Raw genomic sequence first — 8,799 nt, forward strand, 5'->3', positions numbered from 1 at the left:
GGAAATACGCCATGTCCGATACGTCGATCTCGACTGCGCGCACCACGGCCGTCACGCTCAAGGACGGCAATGCCGGTGCGGACGATACGCTCACCGTCACTGCCGCAGGCTCGCTCAAGACGACGGCCACCGCGATCGCCCTGGACACGACGAACGCGCCGGCCGGTGCGGGCATCGTGATCAACAACAGCGGCACGATCAGCGCGACGGCCAAGCGCGTCATCGACGTCACCAGCACGACGGGCGGGATCGGCACGAAGATTACGCTGAACAACGATGCTGGCGGCGTCATCTCCTCCAGCGGTGGGACCAACGACAAGGCCGACATCTTCCGGATCGATCCGGACCTCCAGCAGGCCGTGATCACCGTCAACAACGCGGGATCGATCGTCTCGACTGGATTGAGCAACGACAGCCAGGCCCTGCGCTTCGGCAAGTCTTATAGCGATACCAGCATCACGATCAGCAATGCTGCGACGGGCATCATCAAGACCGCGAATGCCGATGCCATCCGTGCCGGCAACAACAGCACGATCACCAATGCCGGCGCCATCACCGCACTCTCGTCGGACCTGCCGTCCTCGAACCTCTACACCACGAAGAACGCCATCGACATCTCGATCGGCCAGAGCTCGACCATCATCAATTCCGGCACGATCACCGGCGACGAGAGCGCGCTCGGCAGCGATGTCGCGTACAATGGCACCAAGAGCGCCGCGACCGACACGGCGGCGAACTACACGGTCACCAACCGTACGGGCGGTGTGCTGACCGGCAACAATTCTGGCGCCATCGTCTCCAGCGGCACGGCCACGATCACGAACGAGGCCGGCGCCACGATCAAGGGCCTCGGCGCCGCGACCTACAGCGGCGGCACGTCGTCCTTCCCCTCCAGCAAGCTGAACGTCGACGGCGACGGCATCGATGTCGCCGGATCGGCGACGATCACCAATGCGGGCACGATCCAGGGCGTCCGTTCGCTGGGCTTCAACAATGGCGGCCGCGCCAACGTCTCGGAAGGCGTCGATATCGGCGGCGGCACGATCGTCAATTCCGGTACGATCGAGGGTGGAAACGACGGCATTACGGTGGGCAACACCGCCAATGCCGCCCAGACCCGCAGCGGCTCGGCCGCCCTGTCTCTCACCAACCAGGCTGGCGGCCTGATCCAGGGCGACACCGGCTACGCGATCCGCTCCGAGAACAAGACCGCAGACGGCAGCGCCAATGCGGCGCTGACCAACGACACCATCGTCAATTACGGCACCATCATCGGCAACGGCACGATCCCCACCGGCACGGTGACCTTGAGCGACGGCAAGACCGCCGACACGAACACCGTCGGCACCCTCGACGGCACCGCCTATACCAGCGCCGCCAATGCCGGCTCGGCCCGCTTCATCCTCGGCGACGGCGCCGCAATCCAGACCGGCGAGGGTGCCGACACGCTGACGAATTACGGCACGATCACCGGCAATTCCGGCCGGGCGATCAGCCTGGAAGGCGGCGACGACACCCTCAACCTCTATACCGGCGGCAGCGTCACCGGTCGCATCGACGGCGGCGCGGGTAACGACATTCTCACCCTCAACGCCGGCTCGGGCACCTCCGCCGGCACGCTGGCGAACGTCGTCCATGTGGAGACGCTCAGCGTCAACGGCGGCGCCTGGACCATCGCGGATGCGCAGGGCTACGCCAACGGCATCACCATCGCGGCCGGTGCCAGCCTCACCGTCGCGGCGGCCGGTTCGCTCTCCGGCGCCGTCACCGACAACGGCACGCTGAGCTTCGCGCATTCCGATGCCGTCACCGTGATGGATGCGATCAGCGGGAGCGGCAGCCTCGTCCAGGCCGGCACCGGTACGCTCACCCTGTCGGGCGCCAACACCTATACCGGCGGGACCGTGCTTTCCGCCGGCACCCTCGACATCGCCTCGGCCGGCGGGGCCGGCAGCGGCGCCATCGCCTTCGGCAGCGGCGCCCAGACCCTCCATATCGAGCAGGCCGCCCTGACGGGGTCGGGCGGCGCCGCCGGCTTCGCCAACGGCCTCACCGGGTTCGGCGCCGAGGACACGATCGACGTCTCCGGCATCGGCACGGCCACGGCCGCGCGCTATGACGACGCCGCGCATACCCTGACGCTCAGCGGCGGCAGCCAGAGCGTGACGCTCCAGCTCGATGCCGGTGCCGCGCCCACTGCGGGATACGCCTATGGCGTGGTCTCGGACGGCGCAGGCGGAAGCCTGGTGGCGATCGAAGCCGTGGCGCAGGTGATCGGCGTGTCGGCGAGCCCGGCAGGCGGGGTGATCAAGGCGGGCCAGACCGTCTCCATCGCCCTCGCCACCAGTGCCGCCGTTACCGTCTCGGGTGACGCCCCGGTCCTGCATCTCGGCGACGGCGGCACGGCGACCTACGACGCCGCGCATTCCACCGGCACCAGCCTCGTCTTCACCTATACGGCGACGGCCGGCGAGAACGCCGCCGCGCTCACGATCACCGGCGTCGACAACGGGGCGAGCGTGCAGGACGCGGCCCATGTCGCCCTCGACCTCTCGGGCGCGATCGGCCAGACGGGCATCGGCCCGCAGGTCGATACCGTGGCACCCGCTCTGACCTTCGCCAGCACCGGCGGCCTCACCAATCAGGCGACCCAGACCGTCTCCGGCACGATCGGTGCCGTCGATGCCGGGGCGACGATCACCCTCTACGAGGGCGGCTCCGTCCTCGGCACCACCGTGGCCGGCCAGGACGGCGCATGGTCGACCGCCGTGACCTTCAGCGGCAACGGTACCCACAGCATCCATGCCGAGGCGAGCGACGCCGCCGGCAACCTCGGCTCCAGTGCCGAGCTGACCTACACCCTCGACACGACGCCGCCGAGCGTAAGCTTCACCAACGTGGGCGGTCTCACCAACACGGCGGTCCAGACCGTCTCCGGCGAGGTCGATTCGACCCATGCCGGCCTCGCGGTCTCGATCACCGAGAACGGCGCGGTCGTCGGCACCGCCACGGTGCAGAGCGACGGCAGCTGGAGCACCAGCGTGTCGCTCACCGGAGACGGCGTCCACACGCTGCTCGCCAGCGACACCGATCAGGCCGGCAATGTCGGCACCAGCAATCCGCTGCGGTTCACCCTCGACACCACGGCCCCCACCATCGTCCTCGCGGGTGCCGGCGGCCTGATCAATCAGGCGCACCAGACGATCGCGGGCAGTGTCGGAATCGCCGATGCCGGCACCACGATCACCCTCACCGAGAACGGCGCGGTGCTCGGCACCGCCACGGTCGGCGGCGACGGGCGCTGGAGCGCGGACGTGACCCTGACCGGCGATGGCGTTCATACGCTCGTCGCCAGCGATACCGATGCCGCCGGCAATACCGGCCATAGCGCCGACCTCGTCTACACCTTCGACACGACGGCACCCGCCGTGACCGTCGGGAGCGTCGGCGGCCTGACCAACCACGCGAGCCAGACCGTCTCCGGCAGCGTCGGACTCGCCGATGCCGGCACCACGATCACCCTCACCGAGAACGGCAGCGTGCTCGGCACCGCCACGGTCGGCGGCGACGGGCGCTGGAGCGCCGGTATCACGCTGTCGGGAGATGGGACGCATACCGTCATCGCCAATGACACCGACGCCGCCGGCAACAGCGGCCATAGCGCCGCCCTGACCTTCACCCTCGACACCACCGCTCCGGACGTGACCGTCGCCGGCTCCGGCGGCCTGACCAACCATGCGAGCCAGACCATCTCGGGCGGCATCGGCGTCGCCGATGCCGGCACCCTCGTCACCCTCACCGAGAACGGCACCGTCCTCGGCACCGCGACCGTCGGCAGCGATGGCCATTGGAGCACCCGGATCACGCTGTCGGGCGACGGGACACATACCGTCGTCGCCAGCGATACCGACGCCGCCGGCAATACCGGCCGCGCCGCGCCCATGACCTACACCCTCGACACCACCGCGCCGGATGTGGACTTCACGAGCTACGGCGGCAGCGTCAGCAAGGCGGTCCAGGTCGTCCACGGAACGGCCGGGGTCGAGGATGCCGGCACCACGGTCTCGGTCTACGAGAGCGGTCACCTCATGGGCACGGGAATCGTGCGCGGCGACGGCCATTGGAGCGCCACCGTGACTCTCGCCGGGGAGGGCACCCACACCCTCACCGCCAGCGACACGGATGCGGCCGGCAACACGGCCGTCACCGACGAGAGCCTGAGCCTCACCCTCGCCAGCAAGGCGCCGACCTTCGACGTCGGCAACCTCGTGCTCAGCGTCTACGGCAACGGCGACGGCAGCGGCGACTATACCGACAACAACGCCTCGCCCATCGTCCTGGAGCAGATCACCACGGACGGCACCCTCGTCAGCCGCTTCGTCCTGCCCCAGACCACCAGCGTCACCAACGGCGTCACCAACTCGGTGATCTCGGGCGAGTACGGCTCCTCGTCCGAGGGCTCGCTGCAGCTCTCGGCGGACGGACATTGGCTCGTCATCGCCGGCTACGGCATCGACGCCGACACCTACAATGCCGGCGGGGCCGGCGTGTACGGCGATGTCCGCCTCGCCCAGACCACGAGCATCGCGGGCGGCGCCTACGAGCCGGTCAGCCGCGTGATCGCCAAGATCGGCGCCGACGGCAGCGTCGACACCAGCACCATCCTCTACAACGTCTACAACACCAACAACCCGCGCAGCGTCGCCACCATCGACGGCACCGACTTCTACATCTCGGGCCAGGGCAAGAAGGGCGACACCACCCAGGGCGTCTTCCTCGTCCATGACGGCGGCACCGCGGCGACGGCCATCGACACCAGCACCGACACCCGCACCATCGCGATCCACGATGGCGAACTCTACGTCTCCCGCGACAGCAAGCAGGGGTCGGGCGGCACCGCCAACGTGGCGACCTACGGCGGACTGCCGACCTCGGCCACGGTGCCGTCCGCGCTGTCCGGGATCGGCGGATCGGTGGTACTGACGGAGGCGCAGACCAACACCGTGAATGGCGGCGCGGTGGGCACCAAGGTCTATCTCAGCCCGGAGAACTTCTTCTTCGCCAACGATACCACCCTCTACGTGGCCGATAGCGGCCTGCCGAAGCAGGGGGGAGTCGGCGACGGCGGCCTGCAGAAATGGGTCTACCAGGGCTCGAAATGGGTCCTGCAATACACCCTCTCCGACGGGCTCGGCATCGTCTCCGGCGGAGCGAGCGAGGGCACCACGGGGCTGATCGGCCTCTCGGGACGTGTGGTCGGCGACCAGGTCGAACTCTACGCCACCAACGCCACCCTCGGCGACGTCGACCAGACCTACGTCTTCGGCATCCGCGACACCCTCGCGGCGACCTCCGGCGCGGGCGAGAGCTTCACCACCCTCGTCACGGCGGATGCGGGCACCAACATCCGCGGCATCTCGTTCGCGCCGACCCCGGTCGTCCCCACGGTGGCGATCACCAGCACCGGCGGGGCCACCAACCACGGAGCGCAGACGCTCGCCGGCACCGTCGGCATCGCCTATGCCGGGACGATCGTGACCATCCTCGACGGCGCCAAGGTGATCGGCACCACCACCGTGAAGGCCGATGGACGCTGGAGCGCCGACATCGTCCTCAGGGGCAGCGGGTCCCACAGCCTCGTCGCCCAGGACGTCGATGCCATCGGCACGGTCGGCACCAGCGCGGCGGTGACCTACATCCTCGACAAGACCGCACCGGTCGCGCCCGGTCTCGAGATCGGCACGCCCGTGAAGGGGAGCCTGCCGACACCGGCGCTGTCCGGGACCGCCGAGGCCGGGTCCAGGGTCTCGCTCTATGACGGGACCACCCTGCTCGCCACGGCGAGCGCGGATGCGACGGGGCATTACAGCTTCACAGGCCTCTCCATCCTGTCCCCGGGGACGCATGTCCTGACGACCAGGGCGCAGGATGCGGCGGGCAATCTCGGCGCGGCCTCGACCGGCCAGACCGTGACGATCGCGGCCGGCGGCGCCCTGTCCGGCCTCGTCCAGGTCCATGCCGACCGCTCCAAGGACGCGTTCAAGCTCGGCATCACCGGCCAGAGCTATGTCGCCGAGCAGGACAGCTACAATGCGGCCGGCAAGCTCACCGCCATGGTCCGTAGCCATGCGGATGGCAGCCTCGACTCGACCTACAGCCTCGACACCGCCACGGGCACGAAGACCACCGACAGCTACGGTGCCACCGGAATCCTGAAGACGCACAGCGTGGTCCGGTCGGACGGTAAATCCGATGTCACGACCTATGCCGGCGACGGCACAACCCCGGCGAGCGAAGTGATCCGCTACGCGCCGGGAGGGAGCGAACTGTCCGATACCCTGCTCTTCACCAAGGGCGTCCTCACCCGGGAGACGCATGTCCATGCCGATGGCTCGAAGGATGTCGACCTGTCCGCCATCACCGGCCGGAGCTACGTCGCCGAGCATGACGGCTACGATGCATCCGGCACCCTCGTCGCCATGTCACGCTCGCACGCCGACAAGAGCCTCGACTCGACCTACAGCCTCGACACCCAAACCGGTACGAAGACGGCCGGCACCTACGACGCGGCCGGCATCCTGACGAAGCAGACGGTCACGCAGGCCGACGGCGCTACTGACACGTTCACCTTCGCCAAGGGCGTCCTGACCCGCGAGGTTCAGGTCCACGCCGACCTGTCGAAAGACGTGTTCGACTTTGCCGTCACCGGAAAGAGCTACGTCGCCGATCACTACGCCTACGGGTCGGATGGAAAGATCGAGACCCTGGACCTCACGGTTGCGGATCACTCGCACAAGCAGACCGCCTATCAGGCCGACCAGACCCTGATCTCGACGGCAGGCGTCGCCGATACGTTCAAGGGCTTCGGCGCGGACACCTTCGTCTTCGCCTCCGGCTTCGGCAAGGACGTTGTCAACGGATTCCATGCCGGCTCAGGGACCGGGCACGACGTCCTCCTGCTGGATTCCTCCGAGGCGACGAGCTTCGCGGACCTGCAGGCACGTCATGCGATCTCGGCCTCGGGTCACGACACCCTGATCACGCTCTCGGCCACCGACACGATCCTCATCAAGAACGTCCTGCCGACCGCCCTCAACGCGGACAATGTCCACATCCAGGACCACGGGCTGTTCCACGTGTGAGGACAAGGATGGCCCTGCGCGGCCTCATGAAGAGCGCCGATGCGGATCTGCTGCGCGAGATGATCGGCTTCGTGGCCGAGCGGATGATGGAATTGGAGGTGGGCGGCCTGACCGGGGCGGCCCACGGCGAGAAGAGCGCCGAGCATCTGGTCCAGCGCAATGGCTCCCGCGACCGGGACTGGCAGAGGCGGGCCGGCACGGTGGAACCGCGCATCCCGAAGCTGCGCAAGGGCTCGTACTGCCCTGGCTTCATGGAGCCGCGGCGGATGGCCGAGAAGGCGCTGACCGCGGTGATCCAGGAAGCGTACATCCACGTGCAGAAGCGGGTCCTGCTCGCCCGCATGCTGGTGGCGCGCCCGCGCCTGCTCGTCCTCGACGAACCCTCCATGGGCCTCGCCCCGCAGGTGGCGGCGGAGATCTTCCGCACCCTCGAGCGCCTCAACCGCGACGAGGGATTGACGATCCTGGTGGCCGAACAGAACGTCACCGTGGCGCTGCGCCATGCGGACCGGGCGGTCGTGCTGGAGAACGGACGCAGCGTCCTCTCGGGCACCGCCGCCGAACTCCGTGGGCGCGACGCCATCAGGCGTTCTATCTCGGCCTCGGGACCGCGCCCGCCCGTATCACGGGGTGAGCAATCGAATTTCCGAATACCACCGCAATAGAAAAACATCTTCCTAGATGGCTGTAAAATAAAGCAACGCCGTTCATTGACGTTTGTTTCGATATCATTGCATATTTATTCATAAGCTAAGCTGTTTCAGCAGCGGCGCGTTTTTGCTTCGAGACCGAATCACAACAGCGGGCACATTGCGCCAGACAAGCTTTGTCTCGTGCCGGCCTGCACACTATTCCCCCTTCGACTTCACGAACGCGTGCCCGCAGCGGCCGGTGGCATCCGCATGCCCGCGAGAGACGAGCCTTGATGACCGATTTCGTGCCTTCCCCGTCGATACCGAGCCAGTCTCGAAGCCGCCGCCTGCGGAGCGTTTTGCTGGGAAGCTGCCTCGCTTGCGCACTGCCGCTCGGTCTGACGAGCGCAAGAGCCCAGTCCCCGAGCGCGATCGAGACCTTTACCGGAGAGGCCGGCCCGCGCACCGATGCGAGCGCCATCGGCGTCGCGCCCGACGGCGTGGAGAAGTGGCATGGCCCGCTGGCACCCTACGCCGCGGATCTCGCCGCCCATGGCCTCAGCCTCGACGTCAACGCCTACGAATACTTCTTCTCCAATCCGAGCGCCGGCCTTCGCCCGGGGCAATTGTCGAACTCGACCTACTATCTGCTGAGCCTGGACGCCGATCTCGACACGCTCGCCGGCATCAAGGGGGGCTGGTTCCACTTCACCCAGACCTTCTTCGGGTTGCGCTGGAACAACCGCAACATGGGCGGCGACATCGGCGATTCCACGGTGGGCTATCAGCCCACCTATAACCGCGACTTCGCCAGGCTTTCGATCCTGACCTACGAGCAGCGCCTGTTCGACGACAAACTGGCCATCGAGGTCGGGCGCACTCACCCCAACCGCTACTATGCCCTGCCGCCCTGCCAATCGAGCGTCAGCTGCTTCCAGGACATCCTGCAGATCAATGCCGGCGTGACCTCGCCGCTCTACTCGGTCTGGGGCGGCAACGTCGCCTACAAGCTCTCGCCCAGCGAC

2 protein-coding genes and 2 pseudogenes are annotated in these 8,799 nt (G+C 67.7%); all 4 read left to right on the top strand.

Annotated features, from left to right (window positions below; genetic code table 11):
• Positions 1 to 11 precede the first annotated feature (11 nt).
• Positions 12 to 7,142, top strand: a complete 7,131-nt coding sequence (locus MKK51_RS21020; protein WP_243980561.1) for a beta strand repeat-containing protein — start codon at positions 12 to 14, stop codon at positions 7,140 to 7,142.
• A gap of 8 nt (positions 7,143 to 7,150) precedes the next feature.
• A pseudogene (locus MKK51_RS21025) lies at positions 7,151 to 7,453 on the top strand (transposase); the annotation flags it as partial.
• Between the two features lie 33 nt (positions 7,454 to 7,486).
• Positions 7,487 to 7,776 (top strand): annotated as a pseudogene (locus MKK51_RS27635) (ABC transporter ATP-binding protein); the annotation flags it as partial.
• Positions 7,777 to 8,067: 291 nt separating this feature from the next.
• Positions 8,068 to 8,799, top strand: a 732-nt coding sequence (locus MKK51_RS21030; protein WP_243980563.1) for a carbohydrate porin, incomplete at its 3' end; no start/stop codon positions are given.

The organism is Methylobacterium sp. E-045 (genome assembly GCF_022829685.1).
GTDB lineage: Bacteria > Pseudomonadota > Alphaproteobacteria > Rhizobiales > Beijerinckiaceae > Methylobacterium.

Coding starts and splice junctions, on each gene's coding strand:
- MKK51_RS21020 (WP_243980561.1), top strand. CDS start 12: ATGTCCGATACGTCGATCTCGACTGCGCGCACCACGGCCGTCACGCTC.